Source organism: Shewanella khirikhana (genome assembly GCF_003957745.1).
Classification (GTDB): domain Bacteria; phylum Pseudomonadota; class Gammaproteobacteria; order Enterobacterales; family Shewanellaceae; genus Shewanella; species Shewanella khirikhana.
Window position 1 is genome coordinate 1003816 of sequence record NZ_CP020373.1, and the last position, 18654, is coordinate 1022469.

General features: G+C 54.6%; 18 protein-coding genes. 15 read left to right on the plus strand and 3 right to left on the minus strand.

The window, feature by feature from the left end; translation table 11 throughout:
• Positions 1-23 precede the first annotated feature (23 nt).
• Positions 24-827: an inositol-1-monophosphatase gene (gene suhB, locus STH12_RS04260; RefSeq protein WP_126166409.1), complete on the minus strand. Its 804-nt coding sequence runs from the start codon at positions 825-827 to the stop codon at positions 24-26.
• Between the two features lie 154 nt (positions 828-981).
• On the opposite strand from suhB, the gene trmJ reads away from it, so the two are divergent.
• The 14 genes from trmJ (at position 982) to STH12_RS04325 (ending at position 16242) form a co-directional block, all read left to right on the plus strand.
• Entirely contained in the window at positions 982-1704 is a 723-nt protein-coding gene (gene trmJ / locus STH12_RS04265; RefSeq protein ID WP_126166410.1) for a tRNA (cytosine(32)/uridine(32)-2'-O)-methyltransferase TrmJ, read from the plus strand.
• A 32-nt stretch (positions 1705-1736) separates the two neighbouring features.
• On the plus strand, positions 1737-2558 hold the full coding sequence (gene cysE, locus STH12_RS04270) for a serine O-acetyltransferase (protein WP_126166411.1): 822 nt from the start codon (positions 1737-1739) through the stop codon (positions 2556-2558).
• A 195-nt stretch (positions 2559-2753) separates the two neighbouring features.
• Positions 2754-3215, plus strand: coding sequence for a Fe-S cluster assembly transcriptional regulator IscR (gene iscR, locus STH12_RS04275; RefSeq protein ID WP_126166412.1), 462 nt, complete (start codon positions 2754-2756; stop codon positions 3213-3215).
• 76 nt (positions 3216-3291) lie between these two features.
• The gene (locus tag STH12_RS04280) at positions 3292-4506 is read left to right on the plus strand and encodes an IscS subfamily cysteine desulfurase (protein WP_126166413.1); all 1215 of its coding nucleotides are present in this window, start codon (positions 3292-3294) and stop codon (positions 4504-4506) included.
• A 30-nt stretch (positions 4507-4536) separates the two neighbouring features.
• Complete coding sequence (gene iscU, locus STH12_RS04285; protein WP_126166414.1) at positions 4537-4920, plus strand: Fe-S cluster assembly scaffold IscU; 384 nt, start codon at positions 4537-4539, stop codon at positions 4918-4920.
• Positions 4921-4932: 12 nt separating this feature from the next.
• Positions 4933-5256, plus strand: a complete 324-nt coding sequence (gene iscA / locus STH12_RS04290) for an iron-sulfur cluster assembly protein IscA (protein ID WP_126166415.1) — start codon at positions 4933-4935, stop codon at positions 5254-5256.
• Positions 5257-5265: 9 nt separating this feature from the next.
• Positions 5266-5790, plus strand: a complete 525-nt coding sequence (gene hscB, locus STH12_RS04295; protein WP_126166416.1) for a co-chaperone HscB — start codon at positions 5266-5268, stop codon at positions 5788-5790.
• 57 nt (positions 5791-5847) lie between these two features.
• Positions 5848-7707, plus strand: coding sequence for a Fe-S protein assembly chaperone HscA (hscA, locus tag STH12_RS04300; RefSeq protein WP_126166417.1), 1860 nt, complete (start codon positions 5848-5850; stop codon positions 7705-7707).
• A 23-nt stretch (positions 7708-7730) separates the two neighbouring features.
• Entirely contained in the window at positions 7731-8066 is a 336-nt protein-coding gene (fdx, locus tag STH12_RS04305) for an ISC system 2Fe-2S type ferredoxin (RefSeq protein ID WP_126166418.1), read from the plus strand.
• Between the two features lie 166 nt (positions 8067-8232).
• The gene (gene rimK / locus STH12_RS04310; RefSeq protein WP_126166419.1) at positions 8233-9138 is read left to right on the plus strand and encodes a 30S ribosomal protein S6--L-glutamate ligase; all 906 of its coding nucleotides are present in this window, start codon (positions 8233-8235) and stop codon (positions 9136-9138) included.
• Between the two features lie 150 nt (positions 9139-9288).
• Positions 9289-9450, plus strand: coding sequence for a hypothetical protein (locus STH12_RS21420; RefSeq protein WP_164551143.1), 162 nt, complete (start codon positions 9289-9291; stop codon positions 9448-9450).
• A gap of 174 nt (positions 9451-9624) precedes the next feature.
• Positions 9625-10056, plus strand: coding sequence for a nucleoside-diphosphate kinase (ndk, locus tag STH12_RS04315; protein ID WP_126166420.1), 432 nt, complete (start codon positions 9625-9627; stop codon positions 10054-10056).
• Between the two features lie 480 nt (positions 10057-10536).
• Complete coding sequence (locus tag STH12_RS04320) at positions 10537-13191, plus strand: TonB-dependent receptor plug domain-containing protein (RefSeq protein WP_126166421.1); 2655 nt, start codon at positions 10537-10539, stop codon at positions 13189-13191.
• A gap of 369 nt (positions 13192-13560) precedes the next feature.
• Complete coding sequence (locus tag STH12_RS04325; RefSeq protein WP_126166422.1) at positions 13561-16242, plus strand: TonB-dependent receptor; 2682 nt, start codon at positions 13561-13563, stop codon at positions 16240-16242.
• Positions 16243-16356: 114 nt separating this feature from the next.
• Here the strand turns inward: STH12_RS04325 and STH12_RS04330 are convergent, their stop codons facing one another.
• A complete protein-coding gene (locus tag STH12_RS04330; protein WP_126166423.1) occupies positions 16357-16710 on the minus strand; it encodes a TraR/DksA C4-type zinc finger protein in 354 nt (117 codons plus the stop codon).
• A gap of 177 nt (positions 16711-16887) precedes the next feature.
• Entirely contained in the window at positions 16888-17838 is a 951-nt protein-coding gene (gene dusC / locus STH12_RS04335) for a tRNA dihydrouridine(16) synthase DusC (RefSeq protein WP_126169413.1), read from the minus strand.
• Between the two features lie 345 nt (positions 17839-18183).
• Between dusC and STH12_RS04340 the strand changes: the two genes are divergently transcribed.
• Positions 18184-18648 (plus strand): HvfA family oxazolone/thioamide-modified RiPP metallophore, encoded by a 465-nt coding sequence (locus tag STH12_RS04340; protein WP_126166424.1) that lies wholly within the window; start codon positions 18184-18186, stop codon positions 18646-18648.
• The last annotated feature ends 6 nt before the right edge of the window (positions 18649-18654 follow it).

Here is an 18654-nt window from a genome sequence, read left to right on the forward strand (position 1 = left end):
ATTTTAATAACGCTTTCTGTAACTTAGCGCTTGAGGGCTTCGTTCAGCAGTGGGCGCATGGTTTTCACCAGAGCGATAGTCGCCTTGGGAGCACCGGCAACGATGTTGCCTGAAATAAGGTAGTTGTGACCACCGGTAAAGTCGGTCACGGTACCGCCGGCTTCACGGCAGATAAGGTCACCGGCAGCGATGTCCCATGGCTTGAGGCCCAGCTCGAAGTAACCGTCCATACGACCGGCGGCAACGTAGGCCAGATCCAGAGAGGCGGCACCGGCGCGGCGCAGGTCGCCACACTGACCGAATACTTCGTTCAGAACGGCCATGTAGGTCTGGGTGTGCTGACGGGCTTTGAATGGGAAACCGGTGGCAATGATGGCGCCGCCCAGTTCCTGAGCATTGCTGACGCGAATACGGAAGTCGTTTACCTTGGCACCCTGACCACGTACGGCGCTGAACAGCTCGTCACGAACAGGATCGTAAACCACGGCAACTTCAGTTTTGCCTTTGTATTGCAGGGCGATGGAAACGGCGAAGTGAGGGATACCACGCATAAAGTTGGTGGTGCCATCCAGTGGATCAACAATCCAGATGTAATCTTTGTTGGTGCCGCGGTTTTCGCCCTGTTCCTCACCAACGATGGTGTGGTCGGGGTATGACTTGCGGATCTGGTAAACGATAGCTGCTTCTGCTTCTTTGTCTACGCTGGTGACAAAGTCATTGATACCTTTGGTACTTACCTCAACGCGGTCGAGATCAGTATAGGCACGCATAATAGTTTGGCCTGCAGCGCGGGCAGCGCGCACGGCAATGGTCAGCATCGGATGCATTGCAATCCCCTGGATGTTAAAGAACGAAAAATGAGCGGCGCGCATTATACCGCATCTGGCAGTTATATCAATTACAGATTTTCATATAAGGTTTTACCCGCCCCTGTGGTAGACTGCATCGCTTGAGATTTTGTGAATTAAATTAAGTCGTTTCATGCTCAGTAATATCCGCGTTGTCCTGGTGGGCACCTCTCATCCCGGTAACATTGGCTCTGTCGCAAGGGCCATGAAAACCATGGGTTTATCAAACCTTTATCTGGCTGAACCCCGCTGCGAAGTGGATGGTCAATCGGTGGCTTTGGCCGCCGGCGCCTGTGACATTTTAAAAGACGTCACCATAGTGGACTCTCTGGCCGAGGCCATCAAAGACTGCTCGCTGGTGATTGGCACCTCGGCCCGCAGTCGTACCCTCGACTGGCCGATGCTTGACCCGCGTCAGGCCGGCACCAAGCTTGCCGCCGAAGCGGTGGGCGGCTCGGTTGCCATTGTGTTCGGCCGTGAAAACCATGGTCTGAACAACGAAGAGTTGCAGGCCTGTAATTACCACGTGTTCATTCCGGCTAACCCCGAGTATATGTCGCTGAACCTGGCGCAGGCGGTGCAGATCATCTGCTACGAAACCCGTATTGCCCATTTGGCGCAGGAACAAGGGCCGACAGAGGTCAGCGAGTATCCTTTCGCCGAAGAAAACGAGCGTTTCTTTGAGCACCTCGAAAGAACCTTGCTCGGTACCGGGTTTATTATCAAAAACCATCCGGGGCAAGTGATGACCAAACTTCGCCGCCTGTTTACCCGTGCGCGCATCGAAAGTCATGAAATGAACATTCTGCGCGGCATCTTAAGCTCTATCGAAAAAGCGGTGGGCGGCAAAAAATAACAGCGTCTTGGCAGCAACATTAGGGAAACGACATGGGTGTGATATCCAGGCTCAAAGAAGACATCAACTCCATCTATCACCGGGATCCGGCGGCGCGCAGCGCCATTGAAATCCTGCTGAACTATCCGGGCATGCACGCCATTTGGTTGCACCGGATAAGCCACAAACTGTGGAAGCGGGATTGGCGTTTTCTGGCCCGATGTTTGTCTACCTTCTCCCGCTGGCTGACCGGGGTGGAAATCCACCCGGGCGCCACCATTGGCCGCCGATTCTTTATCGACCACGGCATGGGCATTGTGATTGGTGAAACCGCTGAAATCGGCGATGACTGCACCCTGTACCATGGTGTGACGCTCGGTGGGACCACCTGGAACGCCGGTAAGCGTCACCCTACGCTTGAAAACAACGTGGTAGTGGGCGCAGGTGCCAAAATCCTCGGCCCTATCACCATGAAAGAGGGCAGCCGGGTTGGCTCCAACTCGGTGGTGGTAAAAGACGTGCCGGAACATACCACAGTGGTGGGGATCCCCGGCCGCGCGGTGGCGCAGCCATCCAGTCAGTCGAAGGAAACCAGCGAGCGGCGCTCGGCCATGGCCAAAAAGTATGGCTTCGATGCTTACGCGGTATCGCCGGACAACCCGGACCCTGTGGCCAACGCCATTGGTCAAATGCTCGATCATATGCACCTGATGGACTCCAAGGTGCAGGACCTTTGCCAGGAGCTGCAACGCCTCGGTGGCAATGTCTGCACCGAGAAGCTGCCGGAGCTTGATGTGGGTGAATTCAGCGAGGCCGAAGCGGCTGCCGCCGAGAAGCGTCAGAAAGCGCTGGATGAGTTTGATCCCATAATCTGAAAACAAAGGCCGTGAAATCGGCCTTTTTACATTGAAACTCACCTTAAAAAAGGGTTAAATACCCCAGCTGAGCGCGGGGGTATTTTCCCGCTTCCATCAAGTCAATACTTGAGTAAATTAGTAGGACTAATAGTTGACTATTTTACTCAGATATGTTCAAATTGCTCCCAGATTCAGACGGGAGCTATGGTAGTTATGAAACTGACATCGAAAGGCCGCTATGCAGTCACAGCCATGCTGGATGTGGCAATCCATTCAGCCCAAGGGCCTGTGCCGCTGGCCGATATTTCCGAGCGCCAGGGCATTTCGCTTTCCTACCTCGAACAGCTTTTCGCCAAATTACGCAAACACGGCCTGGTGGCCAGTGTTCGTGGTCCCGGCGGCGGTTATCGCCTTGGCCTCGAAGCCGAAGATATTTCCGTTGGCATGGTCGTACATGCCGTAGATGAGTCGGTAGACGCCACCCGCTGCCAGGGTGCCGGTAACTGCCAGGGCGGCCATCGCTGCCTGACCCACTCTCTGTGGGGCGACCTCAGCAAACAGATTTCAGACTTTTTGAACGGTATCAGCCTCGCTGCTTTGATGAAAAAGCGGGATGTCCAGTACATCTCGGTGCAGCAGGACGAGATACACAAAGGGCACAGGGCCTCAGCATAAGCCCTGCGCATCGATAAAAATAAAGCGTGTACGTTGTAAGTAGCCTCGGTTGAGACTGCGAAGTACGGAGTGTGTGATGAAGCTTCCTATCTATTTTGACTATGCCGCGACGACCCCGGTAGATCCGCGCGTTGCGCAGAAGATGATGCAGTTCATGACCATGGACGGCGTCTTTGGTAACCCGGCTTCCCGTTCCCATCGTTACGGCTGGCAAGCCGAAGAAGCGGTGGACATTGCCCGTGCCCAGGTGGCCGAGCTGATCAACGCCGACCATCGCGAGATTGTGTTTACCTCGGGTGCAACCGAGTCAGACAACCTGGCTATCAAGGGTGTTGCCCACTTCTACCACAAGAAAGGCAAGCACATCATCACCAGCAAGACCGAACACAAAGCCGTGCTCGATACTTGCCGTCAGCTTGAGCGTGAAGGCTTTGAGGTAACTTACCTTGAGCCAGCCGAAAACGGCATCATCCCGATGGAGCGCCTCGAAGCGGCCATGCGTGATGACACCATTCTGCTGACCCTGATGCACGTGAACAACGAAATTGGCGTAGTGCATGACATCGACGCCATTGGCGAGCTGTGTCGCAGCAAGGGCATCATCTTCCACGTCGATGCCGCTCAAAGCGCCGGCAAGCTGCCAATCGATGTACAGAAAACCAAAGTGGACCTGATGTCCATCTCCGGCCACAAGATGTACGGCCCCAAGGGGATTGGTGCCTTGTATGTGCGCCGCAAGCCACGTATTCGTCTGGAATCCCAGATGCACGGTGGTGGCCATGAGCGCGGTATGCGCAGTGGCACCCTGGCAACCCATCAAATCGTAGGTCTGGGTGAGGCTGCTGCCATCGCCAAGGCCGATATGGAAGCCGATAACGCCCGTATCCACGCACTGCGTGACCGCCTGTGGAACGGCATTAAAGACATCGAAGAAACTTACGTAAACGGCGATGTCGAGCAGCGTTACTGCGGCAACCTGAACGTGAGCTTTAACTTCGTTGAAGGCGAATCTTTGATGATGGCCCTGAAAGACCTGGCGGTTTCGTCCGGTTCGGCCTGTACCTCAGCCAGCCTCGAGCCCAGCTACGTGCTGCGTGCCCTGGGTCTGAGCGACGAGATGGCACACAGCTCCATTCGTTTCTCTATCGGTCGTTTCACCACCGAAGAAGAAGTGGACTATGCCATCGACATTATCCGTAACTCTATCGGCAAGCTGCGGGAAATGTCTCCTCTGTGGGAGATGTTTAAAGACGGCGTAGACCTGACCAAGGTTGATTGGGTTCACCACTGATAGTGGTTTGAGAGATTTGGAGCAGTAATCATGGCTTACAGTGAAAAAGTAATTGATCATTATGAGAATCCACGCAACGTGGGCTCTTTCGACAAAAACGATCCCAGCGTAGTAACCGGCATGGTAGGCGCGCCTGCCTGCGGTGACGTGATGAAGCTGCAGCTGAAGATCAACGACTCAGGCATTATCGAAGACGCCAAGTTCAAAACTTACGGCTGCGGTAGCGCCATCGCCTCCAGCTCACTGGTTACCGAGTGGGTAAAAGGCAAGAGCATCGAAGAAGCCGCTGCCATCAAGAATACGGACATCGCCGAAGAGCTGGCTCTGCCACCGGTGAAAATCCACTGCTCCATTCTGGCAGAGGACGCCATCAAGGCCGCCCTGGAAGAGTACAAGCACAAGCAAGCCAAGTAATTCGGAGTCCGTATGGCGATTTCTATGACACCAGCAGCCAATGAGCGGGTTAAAGCCTTCCTGGCCAACAGGGGAAAAGGCGTTGGTCTGCGTCTCGGACTTAAAACCTCCGGCTGCTCGGGTATGGCCTACGTGCTGGAGTTTGTGGACGATGTGAACGACGATGATGAAGTTTACGAGATTGATGGCGTGAACATCATCATCGACGCCAAGAGCTTTATCTACCTTGCGGGTATCGAGCTCGATTTCGTCAAGGAAGGCCTCAATGAGGGCTTCAAGTTCAACAACCCCAACGCCAAAGGGGAGTGCGGTTGCGGCGAGAGCTTCACCGTCTGATCCGGTTTTATGAATTACTTCGAGCTGTTTGATCTTCCCGTTACCTTCGAATTGAATAGCGCCGAGCTTGCGGAAAAATACCGCGAGCTCCAGCGCGCTGTGCATCCCGACAAATTTGCCGCCGCCAGTGAGCAGGAAAAGCTGCTTGCCGTGAGCCGGACCGCCATGGTCAACGACGGCTTCCAAACCCTCAAAGACCCGATACTGCGCGCCGAGCACATGTTGACCTTAAAGGGTGTGGACATTCGCCATGAAACCCAGACTGTGCGTGACACTGGCTTTTTGATGCAGCAGATGGAGTGGCGTGAGGCGCTGGAAGAGATTCCCCATGCCAGCGATCCCCACAGCGAGATTGAAGCCCTGTACCAGTCGTTCGGCGAGTTTCAGCAGCAGGTGACCGCCAGGCTCAAGCCCTTGCTTATCAGCGACAATCAAGATGACTGGCAAGCTGCGGCAGATCAGGTACGCAAGCTCAAGTTTATGGCAAAATTGCATCAGGAACTCGAGCGGGCCGAAGACGCCCTGCTGGACTGACAATTCTCATTACCCCGTGGCGGCCCTGGCCGCCATTGCAAGTTAAGTTGGAAACCTATGGCCTTATTGCAAATTGCCGAGCCCGGCCAGAGCGCCGCGCCTCACCAGCATAAACTCGCCGTTGGCATCGACCTTGGCACCACCAATTCTTTGGTAGCCGCCGTTCGCAGCGGTGAGGCCAAGACTCTGGCGGATGCCGAAGGCCGTCACTCGCTGCCGTCCATCGTGCGTTTCGGCCAGGATGGTATTGAGGTGGGTCAGGCTGCCGAGGCGTTCAGCGCCGTCGATCCTGTCAATACCATAGTGTCTGTAAAGCGCTTTATGGGCCGCAGCCTTGCCGATATTCAATCCGGCAGCCAGCGCTTTCCTTACCAGTTTTCTGCCAGCGATAATGGCCTGCCACTGTTCAATACCGCCCAGGGCGTATTCAACCCGGTGCAGGTTTCCGCTGAAATTTTACGGCCGCTTATCAGCCGCGCCGAGGAGACCCTTGGTGGTACCCTCGAAGGCGTGGTGATCACTGTGCCTGCTTACTTTGATGACGCCCAGCGTCAGGGCACCAAGGACGCGGCTTCGCTGCTGGGTGTGAAAGTATTGCGCCTTTTGAACGAGCCTACCGCTGCCGCCATTGCCTACGGCCTGGATTCGGGTCAGGAAGGGGTGATTGCCGTGTATGACCTCGGCGGTGGCACCTTTGATATCTCTATTTTGCGCTTAAGCCGCGGTGTATTTGAAGTGCTGGCCACCGGCGGTGATTCAGCCCTTGGCGGCGATGACTTTGACCATCTGCTGGCAAACCTTCTGGCTGCCCAGTGGGGCCTCGATGGCGACAGCGGCGAGCTTGGCCGTAAGCTGATGATTGAAGCGCGCCGGGTGAAAGAAGCCCTAACTGACGCCGATGCCACCGAAGCCCGTTTGAGCTTCAATGGCGAGGAGTATGCCTGTGAGGTATCCCGCGAGACCTTTGACAGCCTGATTTCTGCGCTGGTGAAAAAGACCATAGCCGCCTGCCGCCGCTCGCTGCGTGACGCCGGTATTGATGCCAGCGAAGTGCTTGAAACCGTAATGGTTGGTGGCTCGACCCGTGTGCCGCTGGTACGCAGCGAAGTGGAAAAATTCTTCGGCAAGACCCCTTTGACCAGCATCGACCCTGACCGCGTGGTGGCCATTGGCGCCGCTATTCAGGCCGACATTCTGGTGGGTAACAAGCCTGAGTCTGATCTGCTGCTTCTGGATGTGATCCCGCTGTCACTGGGTATCGAAACCATGGGCGGTCTGGTTGAGAAAATCGTGTCCCGCAATACCACTATTCCCGTGGCCCGTGCCCAGGAGTTTACCACCTTCAAAGATGGGCAAACTGCCATGGCCTTCCACGTGGTGCAGGGCGAGCGTGAGCTGGTGCAGGATTGCCGCTCCCTGGCACGCTTTACCCTCAAGGGCATCCCGCCGCTTGCAGCCGGTGCGGCTCATATTCGGGTGACCTTCCAGGTGGATGCCGACGGCCTGCTCAGCGTTACTGCGATGGAGAAATCCACCGGGGTGAAATCCAGCATTCAGGTGAAGCCGTCATTTGGTCTGTCAGACACTGAAATTGCCACCATGCTCAAAGACTCCATGAAGCATGCCAAGGAAGACATCAGCCGCCGTATGCTGGCCGAGCAGCAGGTAGAGGCCGCCCGGGTGCTGGAATCGCTGCACTCGGCGCTGGCCAAAGACAAAGCACTCTTGTCTGAGGACGAGCTCAAGACCATCACCGACGCCCTGGCTGAGCTTGCCAGTCTGGCTGGCGGCGAAGATACTGATGCCATTCAGGCAGCCATTGAACGTCTCGACGGCCACACTCAGGAGTTTGCCGCCAGACGTATGGACAACTCCATCCGCGCCGCCCTCAAGGGGCAGTCGGTAGACACTATTTAGCCAAACATCAAATAGGTAACATCATGCCGCAAATCGTATTTTTGCCCCACGAAGAACTGTGTCCGGATGGTGCAGTGGTTCAGGCCGAAGTGGGTGAGTCCATTCTGGATGTGGCCTTAAGAAACGGAATTCATATCGAACACGCCTGTGAGAAGTCCTGTGCCTGCACCACTTGCCACGTGGTGGTACGTGAAGGGTTTGACGAGCTGGAGCCGTCTGACGAGCTGGAAGACGACATGCTGGACAAGGCCTGGGGCCTGGAGCCTGAGAGCCGTTTGTCCTGTCAGGCCAAAGTTGTGGATGCCGATCTGGTGGTCGATATTCCTAAGTACACCATCAACATGGTGAGCGAAGGCTAACGCCTGATTTCGGTCAGTGTTACAAGAAAGCCGGTCAATTGACTGGCTTTTTTTTATGCCTGCTCGCTATAGTTATTCGCATTGGCCACATTGCGCTGCAGGCATGATTGCTTTTATGCCAAAGGCGCGTATGATGCGCTCGTTTTTTTCCATTTCGGAGTTATGAATGCGGATCGCCGTTTTGTCTCAGGGCCCTGAACTTTATTCCACCCGTCGTCTGGTTGAAGCTGCCAGCGCCCGGGGCCATGAGGTAAGGGTTATCAACCCCTTAGAGTGCTATATGAATATCAACATGCGGGCTTCCAGCATTCATATTGCCGGGGAAGAGCTGCCGCTGTTTGATGCGGTGATCCCCCGTATCGGCTCTGCCATCACCTTTTATGGCTGCGCGGTACTGCGCCAGTTTGAGATGATGGGGGTCTATACCCTCAACGAATCGGTGGCGGTCACCCGCTCCCGCGACAAGCTGCGCTCGATGCAGTTGATGTCCCGCCGTGGCATTGGTCTGCCTATCACAGGTTTTGCCAACAAGCCGTCGGATATTCCTGACTTGATTGAGATGGTCGGCGGCGCGCCGCTGGTGATTAAGCTGCTCGAAGGCACCCAGGGTATTGGCGTGGTATTGGCCGAGACCCGCAAGGCCGCTGAGAGCGTTATTGAGGCCTTTATGGGCCTTAAAGCCAACATCATGGTGCAGGAGTATATCCGCGAAGCCAATGGCGCGGATATTCGCTGCTTTGTGCTTGGCGATAAAGTGGTGGCTGCCATGAAACGTCAGGCGGCGCCCGGCGAGTTTCGCTCAAACTTGCACCGCGGCGGCAGCGCGACCCTGGTTAAACTCTCCCCCGAGGAGCGCTCCATTGCCATTCGCGCCGCCAAAACCATGGGTCTCAGTGTGGCCGGTGTGGATTTGCTGCGCTCCAACCACGGGCCTTTGGTGATGGAAGTCAACTCATCCCCGGGGCTCGAAGGCATCGAAGGCGCCACCGGCAAGGATGTGGCGTCATCCATCATTGCCTATATCGAAAAAGCGGCGCTGAAAAGACCCAAACTGGTGGGCGCACGCGGCTGACCGGCATTTTGTGATCTCGGCGAGATTTTAGGGTTAACTCCTTGTTGGCGAATGTGAACTTTGATCGTTATCAAATCAATCACAGAGCGTCGGCGTAAGCTGGTTCCATAGCTGCCCGAAGGCGGCCAGAACGCTTATAAGGACAATGCCATGAAATCTGTACTGCCCCTGCTGCTCCTGTTTCCCGCCGCTGCCATGGCCCACGAGGGCCACGGTGGGGTGGGGCTGTTCCATCACCTGATGGATTTACTGCCTGCGATTGCACTGATTGCCATTGCCGGCACCTGGTGGTGGGCCAGGGGCCGTAAGTAATCGACTCGCCTTTTTGACTTCCGGGCACTGTCCTGGTCACCTTGTTTTGCACACGCAATAGTGACCAGATGACGGCGCCTGGGGTTTGCCTGTGTGATAAAGATAGGATTTACGAAAGAAATCCCTTATAATCCGCGCGAATTTTTCCAACTTGCTTATCAAAGGAAGCTAGTTATGGCGATCGAACGCACTTTTTCTATCATCAAGCCTGATGCAGTTGCCAAAAACCACATCGGTGCTATCTACAACCGTTTTGAATCTGCTGGTCTGAAGATCATCGCTTCTAAAATGCTGCACCTGACCAAAGAGCAGGCTGAAGGCTTCTACGCCGAGCACAAAGAGCGTCCTTTCTTCGGCGCCCTGGTATCTTTCATGACTTCTGGTCCTATCATGGTTCAGGTTCTGGAAGGTGAGAACGCTGTTCTGGCTAACCGTGAAATCATGGGTGCCACCAACCCAGCTGAAGCTGCCCGCGGTACTCTGCGCGCTGACTACGCTGTAAGCATCGATGAAAACGCCGTTCACGGCTCTGACGCTCTGGCTTCTGCCGAGCGCGAAATCGCTTACTTCTTCGCTGCCGACGAGCTGTGCCCACGTACTCGCTAATCGGTTAAGAAGGTTAAAAAAGGAGCCATTTGGCTCCTTTTTTTATGGCCGATTTTTGCCGCATCCAAACGCAGATGTGAGCCCCTTCACAGTTTTGATATCCCACATTTTCCCCTCGGGAACTTTTGGTACGCCATGATGTAACCGGGCTGTTGATGTCCGCCCGGCGTTTTTTCCGTACAAGCGCTTGATAAGTGTAAACTTTCGTATGATCGCATGAAATTTATTAGCGGCAACCGGATTACAATTGCAACCTTGCTGCATCCTGTTGATAACAATTAACCTGTTGATATTGTTGCTGTTATTGATAAGTTTCGCTTGGGGAGTGACTCAGTTATCAATAATAAGTGCAGCGTCCAAGGTGGGTGCAACAGGTCCTGTGCCGTCGCCGCGAGCCAAGTGTCCGTGGTGAAAGGCGACAGTGTGCGCCCTCCATAACCTCTCCCTCGCGCTGCCATAACACAGTAAAGGAAAGTCACAATGTCAACGCAAACTGCAGTTGCCAAGGCCGTACGCTTTGGTTTGTTTGCCATGGGCGCCATGGCCATGTCGGCCCAGGCTCAGGATGAGATAGCTCAGGCCGGTGCTCAGGTGGAACGCATCGAGATCACCGGGTCACGCATCAAGCGTACCGATCTGGAGAACGCGTCTCCTGTGGTGGTGGTGAGTGCCGATGATATCGAGAAAGGTGGCTTTAACTCGGTTCAGGATGTGCTCGGCAACCTGTCACAAAACTCCGGCGGCTCCATGACTCAGCAGGAAGTCCACGGTTTTACTCCGGCCGCGTCGGCGGTTAACCTGCGCGGTGTGGGTGCAGGCCGTGTGCTGACGCTGATCAACGGCAAACGGGTGCCCAAGTATCCATTCGGTGCCGGTGGTACCGACAGCTTTGTGGATACCGCCAACATTCCCCTGGGCGCCATCGAGCGTATCGAAATCCTGACCACAGGTGCTTCGGCGATTTACGGCTCCGACGCCATGGGCGGGGTGATTAACATCATCCTCAAAAAGGACGTGGAGCAGACCAATCTTAAATATCGTTTCTCCGACACCGTGGACGGTGGCCTGAGAAACAACCAGTTCTCCTTTATGACCGGGGTGTCCAGCGATGATGCCAATCTGACCTTCTTCGCCGAATACGAAGACAGAACTGCCCTCAAAGGCAGTGATCGTCCGGAGTGGGGTACAGACGTTATCCCGGGTCAGCCCTATGCCGGTTACAGCTCCTACGGCGCCAACCTGGTCACCGCCGATAACAAGCTGGTTTCTACCCTGACCCCAGAGCAGTGCGAAGCCCGTGGCTATGAAGTGCTTGCCAATGGCCGCTGCGGCTTTGACCGTTCTGCCCAGCGCGATTTTATGCCTGAGCAGAAGCGTTACTCCACCATGGTGAACCTCACCAAGGAGCTGGGCGACGATCATCAGCTGTATGCCCGCATGGATTACACCCACGCCTCTACTTTTACTGAAATCGAGTCTGCTACCATGGGCAACGATTTGATGTTCAATGTGGCGGGCGATCAGGTCACCATCTTCAACAAGAACAAAGGGTTGTCACAGAGCTTTGATAAAGATGTCGCCTTTGGCGGTGACTTTGCCGCAGCCGCCGATGGCGATTACTACTATACCCGCCGTCTGTCCGAGCTTGGCCCCCGTACCTCAGATTTCGAGACCAATAACTTCTCCTTCCTGGTGGGCGGCAAGGGTTATCTGACCGACAACATCGAATACGACACCTCCTGGTCGATTGCGCGCCAGACAGTGGAGTCCAGAAGCACAGGCTCGCCTACTTTTCAGGGTATGTTCGATTACCTGACTTCCGGCGACAACGGCAAGTCACTGTTTGATGTGATCAGCGCCGAAGATGCCGCCATGCTCAACTATGAAGGCAGCAAAAAAGGCCAGAGCACCCTATCCAACTTCACCGCCGGCATCACCGGCGAAGGCTTCGAACTGCCCGCCGGCGCCCTGGCGTACGCCGTGGGTGTGGAGTACGGCAAAGAGTGGTTCTATGACAAGTCCGACAGCTTCACCAGCAATGGCGGTGTGATTGGTAAGGGCGGCAGCTCTGCCGAAGGCGAGCGCGAGCAATACGCCGCCTACGCTGAAGTGGCGGTGCCGGTACTGGAAAACCTGACCATGACCCTGGCGGGCCGTTACGACTACTACGATGACGCCTCCGATGTGGGTGGCCAGTTCAGCCCGCAAGTCGCCATCGAGTATCGTCCGGTAGACAACCTGCTTATTCGTGGCCTGTATGCCGAAACTTTCCGCGCCCCTGACATGCAGCGGCTGTTTGGCGAGCCTACCTCGGCTTACAGCACTGTGATTGACACTCCGCGCTGCGAAGCCTACGGCGAGTGCGACAAAATCGAGTCTCTGCCAATCACAGTGGGTGCCAATGCCGAGCTTGAAGCCGAAACCGGTAAGAACTACAACCTGGGCATGGTATGGGATTACAACGATTTCAACCTGACCCTGGATTACTGGATGGTGGATATCGACAATCTGGTGAACGACCCATCGGCTCAGTACATTCTGGATCACGCCGATGCCTTCGGTGACAAGATTGTTCGTGACGAAAATGGCAAGCTCATTCAGGTCAACACCCAGGCCATCAACATGTCTTCCCAGAAGACTTCAGGTATCGACTTCTCTATGGGCTATCGCTACGACAGCGGTGACTTTGGTGAGTGGAGCGCCCGTTTTGAAGGCACTTACCTGCTGGAGTGGGAAGAGCAGCTGACGCCGGATTCTGCGCCGCTGGATTTGATTGACGGCGAAGGCTCAGCACCACAACTGCGTGCCAATCTGAATCTGGGTTGGGGCTACGATGACTTCAGCACCAACGTGCTTATCAAGTACATCGATGGCATGAACGGCCAGAATATGGACTACTTCGTCGACAACGGCTTCGATGCTGATTATGCGGTGACAGTAGACAGCCACGTTGAGGTTAACTGGGCGGCCAGCTACATGGTGAACGATGCCGTTAAGTTGTCTACCGGTATCAACAACCTGTTTGATGCGGGCCCGGAAATCGATTACACCCAGACCACCTGGCCACACTACCCACGTTCTTATTATTCGGTAGTGGGTCGTGAGTATTATTTCATTGTTGAAATGACCTTTTAATGTGAAATAAATACCACTTTAAAGCCTCTGCCTATGGCAGGGGCTTTTTTATGTTTGTATGTTTATAACTCACAATTGTTTAATAAATTTTAACCTGTGGAGTGTTAATAAACATTTGCGTTTCACTTGTATTAATCTGTATCTTTATTTTTAGCTTGGCGAACTATTAAATATGATTAAAAACATGTGGTTATATTTATGAGTCCACACCTGTATCAATTGTTTTCTGTGCCTTTGTTTTTACGTTAATCAGATTGACGATATTGCGATTTAATTGGGATATTAATATCCGAATCGCAACAAGCGATTAATAAAAACAAAAAGCAGACGCAACTTTTTTAAGTTGAAATTGAATTCAGGGAGATAAATATGACAACTATGTCGTTAGCCGCTCGTGCTATTCGAAGTGCCTTATTAGTGTCTACTGCCACTACAGTGGCATTGGGCTCCTCAGCCTTCGCCGAAGAAGAAAAAGCCAAAGTAGAACGTATTGAAGTAACAGGTTCACGCATCAAGCAAGTGGATATGGAAACCGTATCCCCGGTCACCGTTATCGACGCTGCCGCCATTAAGATGAGCGGTGAGAAAACCGTTGCTGACGTGCTGAACAACTCTGCCATCAACAGCTTTGGTTCCTGGCGTGGTATTTCAGGTTATGGCTCCGGCGCCAGCTCTACCAGCAGTGTAAACCTGCGTGGTCTGGGCTCATCTGCCACTCTGGTGCTGCTGGATGGTCGTCGCATGCCGGGCACCAGCTCAAGCTCGGGCGCCGTGGCTGACACCTCGCAGATCCCCATGGCTATTGTTGAGCGCATTGAAATTCTGCGCGATGGCGCCTCGGCTGTGTATGGCTCCGATGCGGTAGCCGGTGTAATCAACATCATCACCAAGAAAGAATTTGAAGGGGTAGAGCTGGATTACAACCTGGAAATGCCTCAGGTTGAGGGCGGCGATGCCAACCGTCTGGCCATTGCCACCGGCTTTAACTCAGATCGCGGCAACATCACCCTGACCTACGAGTATTACGATACCAAGGCTGTGTTTGACCGCGACGTTTGGAACCTGGATGACCCATCCTATGGCGCATACTCCAGCTTCAGCTCTGTGCCCAACGGTTATTACAACACAGGGAAGCAGGATGCCAACGGCAAAGATATCTACGGCTTCTACAGCAACTCGGCTATCTGTGAAGGCACCGAGAACGTGGTGGATGCCACCGATGGCAGCAACAACGGCCGCTGCTTCTACAGCTATGGTGAAGTGACCAAACTGTTTGGCGATCAGACCCGTAACTCGCTGCTGTCGAACTTTAACTATGAAATCAGCGACAACCTGAGCTTCCGTGGCCGTGCCAGTGCCTCTTTGGCCGAAACCCAAACCCGTTATGCCGCCACACCTGTGTCGACCAACTACCCGGTAATGGGCGCCGATAACCCGTACAACCCAACCGGTGCCGACATGACGCTGTACATGCGTTCGGTACAGATTGGTGAGCGTGACACCCTGACCGAAACCGACAGCTTCGATGTACTCGGCGGCTTGGTGGGCTTTGCCGATGTGGGTAATGGTATCGATTGGGAAGTGAATGTTCAGCATTCCACCTCGAAGACCAATTCGTTCAACTACAACCTCATCAACGATTCCATCATTCAGCGTGAAATCGACTCGGGTGAATACGATATTTTCAATACCTCGGGCATGAGCTATGCCGACTGGGAAAGTCAGATGACCGCGCTCTACATGGCGGCGGCGCACACTGGCGTGTATCAGGGTAAGTTTGAAAGCACCCAGATTGATGGCCTGTTCTCGACCACCCTGGTGGACAACGATACCCTGACTCTGGCGATGGTGACCGGCGCTGAATACGAGATGATCAAGTTCAAGCAGACTTCAGATCCTGAATCTGCGGCCGGTATCATCTCTGGCGGCTCGGGCGGTGACGATGTGGATGCCACCCGTGACCGTACTGCCGGTTATGTGGAATTCCAGATGGGCCTGCCCGCCGATGTGGAAATCTCTGCCGCCCTGCGTTACGAGCGTTACGAGCAGGAAGGCAGCCTGACCGGCGCCACCGGCGAAGTGGTCAACAGCTCAACCTTTGATGCTGTGGTGCCAAAGTTTGGGATCAGCTGGCGTCCTGTTGACACCCTGCTGCTGCGTGCCAGCTACGGTGACTCTTTCCGTGCCCCCAACATGAGCGAGATGTTCTCCTCTCAGTCGCTGAGTTTCGAGTCGGCGCTGGATACCCTCTGGTGTAATGCGCCGGGCAATACTGACGAGAACTATTGCCGCACAGCCAACCAGCACAAAACCTGGTACGGCGGTAACCCGGATCTGGAAGCCGAAGAAGGCAACTCCCTGACCCTGGGCGCGGTGTGGAATGTCACCGACGACTGGAACGTGGAACTGTCTTACTACGCCATCACCTACGACAACAAGATTGAGTCGGTGGACGTGGATGACCTGCTGCGTGAAGAAATCCGTAACGGCAGCTCGCCTTATATCCACCGCGGCGCCGATGGCAAGATTGAATACATGGAAGCCGGCGTACGTAACCTGGCCACAGTTGAGACCTCTGGTCTGGACTTCGTGACCGCTTACAACCTGCCAACCAACATAGGTGACTTCAACTTCAAGCTGGAAATGTCCCACGTACTGGAGTTCAAGAAGCAGGACAATGCCGAGTCTGAAATGATTGACTATGCCGGCCTGACCGACACTCCTGACTGGCGCGGTAACTTCACTGCCAGCTGGAAGCATGAAGATTTCAGCGCCGCCTGGACCACGGTTTACATCGGTGCCCAGGATGCCCAGTACTGGCGTGACTTAAGCGGTGAGGACTACTACAAGGACTACTCATCTTACTTCCGTCACAACGTGCAGCTTGGTTACCAGCATGCCTGGAATGGCTCCATCACCCTGGGTGTGAACAACCTGTTTGATGAGCAGGCGCCAAACTACTACACCTACGCAGATTACCGCGATGCCAACGTGGGTCTGTACGATGTACTGGGCCGCACCTTCTACCTGCGTCTGAACCAGAAGTTCTAAGGGTGCTGTGAACAAGCTCCGTCCCTGCTTCGCGGGCTTGTTCGCCGCCGTTAGCTGACAAAAAAGCCTCCCTTGGGAGGCTTTTTTTATGGCCGCGAACCTCGATAAACAACATCAGTGATTAAGCCGCAGCTCCAGCCGGTGTTCATGGCGAAAGTGGTCGTCGCAGGCCAGGCAGCGCTGCTCGGTGGGATCGGCTATCAAACGCTCGGACTCGATTTCAGACTCGCAATCGGCGCACAGGCCATAGAGCCCCAAATCCAACTGACACTGGGCGGCATCGAGGCGGGTCAGCCGCTCGTAGATGGGCTCGTCCGCCAGATGCAGGGCGGTCAGGGTGTCGATAAGCTCGCCCAGTGATTGCCCACTTGCGGCCTTTTGTATATCTGGGAAGGGGAGTGCCGCAATCTCTTCCCTGAGTTTGGCTTCAAGCTGTAATAACGCTTGTCTTGTGCTCTGTGTGGTCACTGTGGTCCCCTGTCGTGGTGGTTCTGATACAACTCTCATCGGATTTCAGTCTAGTTGGCCTGTGGCCACCGACTATGACAAAGATCAAAACAGCGTTCGATTTTAGCCGTCACTCAGGCTGAAACCCTTGTGGGATCAAAGAATGACGGCTTAAACAGGGGGAGGCGGCTGTTTACTTCAGCCGGGTTGGCGCAGGTTGGCGGCAGCGTCCTTGAGGGCCTGTAGAATGGCATCTGTGGTTTTGTGAATGCGGATTTCACGGAACAGGGTATCGGCCTCGGGGTACTGACGGCTTAAATAGCTGAACCACTGTTTGATGCGGGCTGGATAGTAGGTCGCCTTCTGGTTATCCAGCTCCAGCTCGGAGTAATGGATCATCAAATCCAGGGTCCGTTGCCAATCAAAAGGTGCATCGCCTTTGATGCTGGCGGCAAGGTTCGGCAGCGACAAGGCGCCGCGACCTATCATGATGCTGTCGCAGCCGGTCACTTGCATACAGCGCTCGGCATCTTCGCGGCTCCAGATCTCGCCATTGGCAATCACCGGGATCGGCAGACGCTCGCGCACCTCGGTAATGTATTCCCAATAGGCGGGCGGCTTGTAGCCATCGACCTTGCTGCGGGCGTGAATGGCAAGCTCGGTGGCACCGGCTTCATAGACCGCCAGCGCATTTTCCATAAACAGGCTTTTGTCTTCGTAGCCAAGACGGATTTTGGCGGTAACCGGTTGCTCGCCTGGCACAGCCTCGCGCATAGCTTTAACAATATCGTGAATCAACTCAGGATATTGCAGCAATACAGCGCCGCCTTTGCTGCGGTTTACCATTTTGGCCGGGCAGCCGAAATTGGCATCAACGCCGCGGGAGCCCAGGGTCACAGCGCGCAGGGCGTTTTCTGCCATCCAGCCGGGCTCCTGACCGAGAATTTGCACCCGCACCGGGGTGCCGTTTTTGGTCAGGCCGCCGTTTTTAAGCTCGGGGCACAGGCGGTAGTACACCTTCTCCGGCAGCAGTTGATCCACCACGCGCACAAATTCGGTGACCAGCAGGTCATAGGGATTGATGGACGAGAGCAGTTCTCTCATCAGATGGTCAAGTACGCCCTCCATGGGGGCAAGAACGATGCGCAAGCGGGTGGTTCCAATTATCAAGTGTATCCGGGGGCGGCATTTTACCCTGTGCACTCGCGGGAACCAAGCTGTGAGAGAAAGAACACGACCACAGAAAGCCGCATGTCGGCTGCGCCAGTGAGCGCTCTTTACAGCTGAAATAACTGCAGCGGTTTGCGGTTCAAGAACTTGATGATACTGATAAAAATGACTAGCTTAGTTTCATTGCCTTGCACGCATTGAAAAAATTTTCTGCGGGCGTGAGCAAATTTGTGAAATAAAAATAAGTCGCCATAGGTCTAGTTAGCCAGACCGGCAGCAACAGGCGGCCGTGAATACTCACTGAAACCAAGAAGGAACATGCATATGAATACATTCAAGAAAACTGCCGCAGCCGTTGCACTGGGAAGCGTAGTTGTAGGTGCTGCGTTCGCAGCGGAAGCGCAGGCCAACCCTTTTGGCTTCGATGAAATGCACGCCGGTTACCAGCTGGTTGGCGACGAAGGCAAGTGCGGTGAAGGAAAGTGTGGCGAAGGTAAAAAGGCCAAAGAAGGCAAGTGCGGCGAAGGTAAATGCGGCGAAGGCATGAAGGCCAAAGAAGGTAAGTGTGGCGAAGGCAAGTGCGGTGAAGGCATGGCCAAGGGTCACGAAAAAGCCAAAGAAGGTAAGTGTGGCGAAGGCAAGTGCGGTGAAGGCATGGCCAAGGGTCACGAAAAAGCCAAAGAAGGTAAGTGCGGCGAAGGCAAATGTGGCGAAGGCATGAAAAAAGGCGAAGCCAAAGCCAAGAAAGAAGGTAAGTGTGGTGAAGGTAAGTGTGGCGGCAGCCACTAATCACCC

Bases quoted from the DNA above. Each gene is read 5' to 3' on its own strand.
- hscA (WP_126166417.1), top strand. From the start codon at position 5,848: ATGGCCTTATTGCAAATTGCCGAGCCCGGCCAGAGCGCCGCGCCTCAC.
- STH12_RS04325 (WP_126166422.1), top strand. From the start codon at position 13,561: ATGACAACTATGTCGTTAGCCGCTCGTGCTATTCGAAGTGCCTTATTA.
- STH12_RS04320 (WP_126166421.1), top strand. From the start codon at position 10,537: ATGTCAACGCAAACTGCAGTTGCCAAGGCCGTACGCTTTGGTTTGTTT.
- ndk (WP_126166420.1), top strand. From the start codon at position 9,625: ATGGCGATCGAACGCACTTTTTCTATCATCAAGCCTGATGCAGTTGCC.
- fdx (WP_126166418.1), top strand. From the start codon at position 7,731: ATGCCGCAAATCGTATTTTTGCCCCACGAAGAACTGTGTCCGGATGGT.
- iscA (WP_126166415.1), top strand. From the start codon at position 4,933: ATGGCGATTTCTATGACACCAGCAGCCAATGAGCGGGTTAAAGCCTTC.
- STH12_RS04280 (WP_126166413.1), top strand. From the start codon at position 3,292: ATGAAGCTTCCTATCTATTTTGACTATGCCGCGACGACCCCGGTAGAT.
- trmJ (WP_126166410.1), top strand. From the start codon at position 982: ATGCTCAGTAATATCCGCGTTGTCCTGGTGGGCACCTCTCATCCCGGT.
- iscR (WP_126166412.1), top strand. From the start codon at position 2,754: ATGAAACTGACATCGAAAGGCCGCTATGCAGTCACAGCCATGCTGGAT.
- STH12_RS04340 (WP_126166424.1), top strand. From the start codon at position 18,184: ATGAATACATTCAAGAAAACTGCCGCAGCCGTTGCACTGGGAAGCGTA.
- suhB (WP_126166409.1), bottom strand. From the start codon at position 827: ATGCATCCGATGCTGACCATTGCCGTGCGCGCTGCCCGCGCTGCAGGC.
- iscU (WP_126166414.1), top strand. From the start codon at position 4,537: ATGGCTTACAGTGAAAAAGTAATTGATCATTATGAGAATCCACGCAAC.
- rimK (WP_126166419.1), top strand. From the start codon at position 8,233: ATGCGGATCGCCGTTTTGTCTCAGGGCCCTGAACTTTATTCCACCCGT.
- STH12_RS21420 (WP_164551143.1), top strand. From the start codon at position 9,289: ATGAAATCTGTACTGCCCCTGCTGCTCCTGTTTCCCGCCGCTGCCATG.
- hscB (WP_126166416.1), top strand. From the start codon at position 5,266: ATGAATTACTTCGAGCTGTTTGATCTTCCCGTTACCTTCGAATTGAAT.
- cysE (WP_126166411.1), top strand. From the start codon at position 1,737: ATGGGTGTGATATCCAGGCTCAAAGAAGACATCAACTCCATCTATCAC.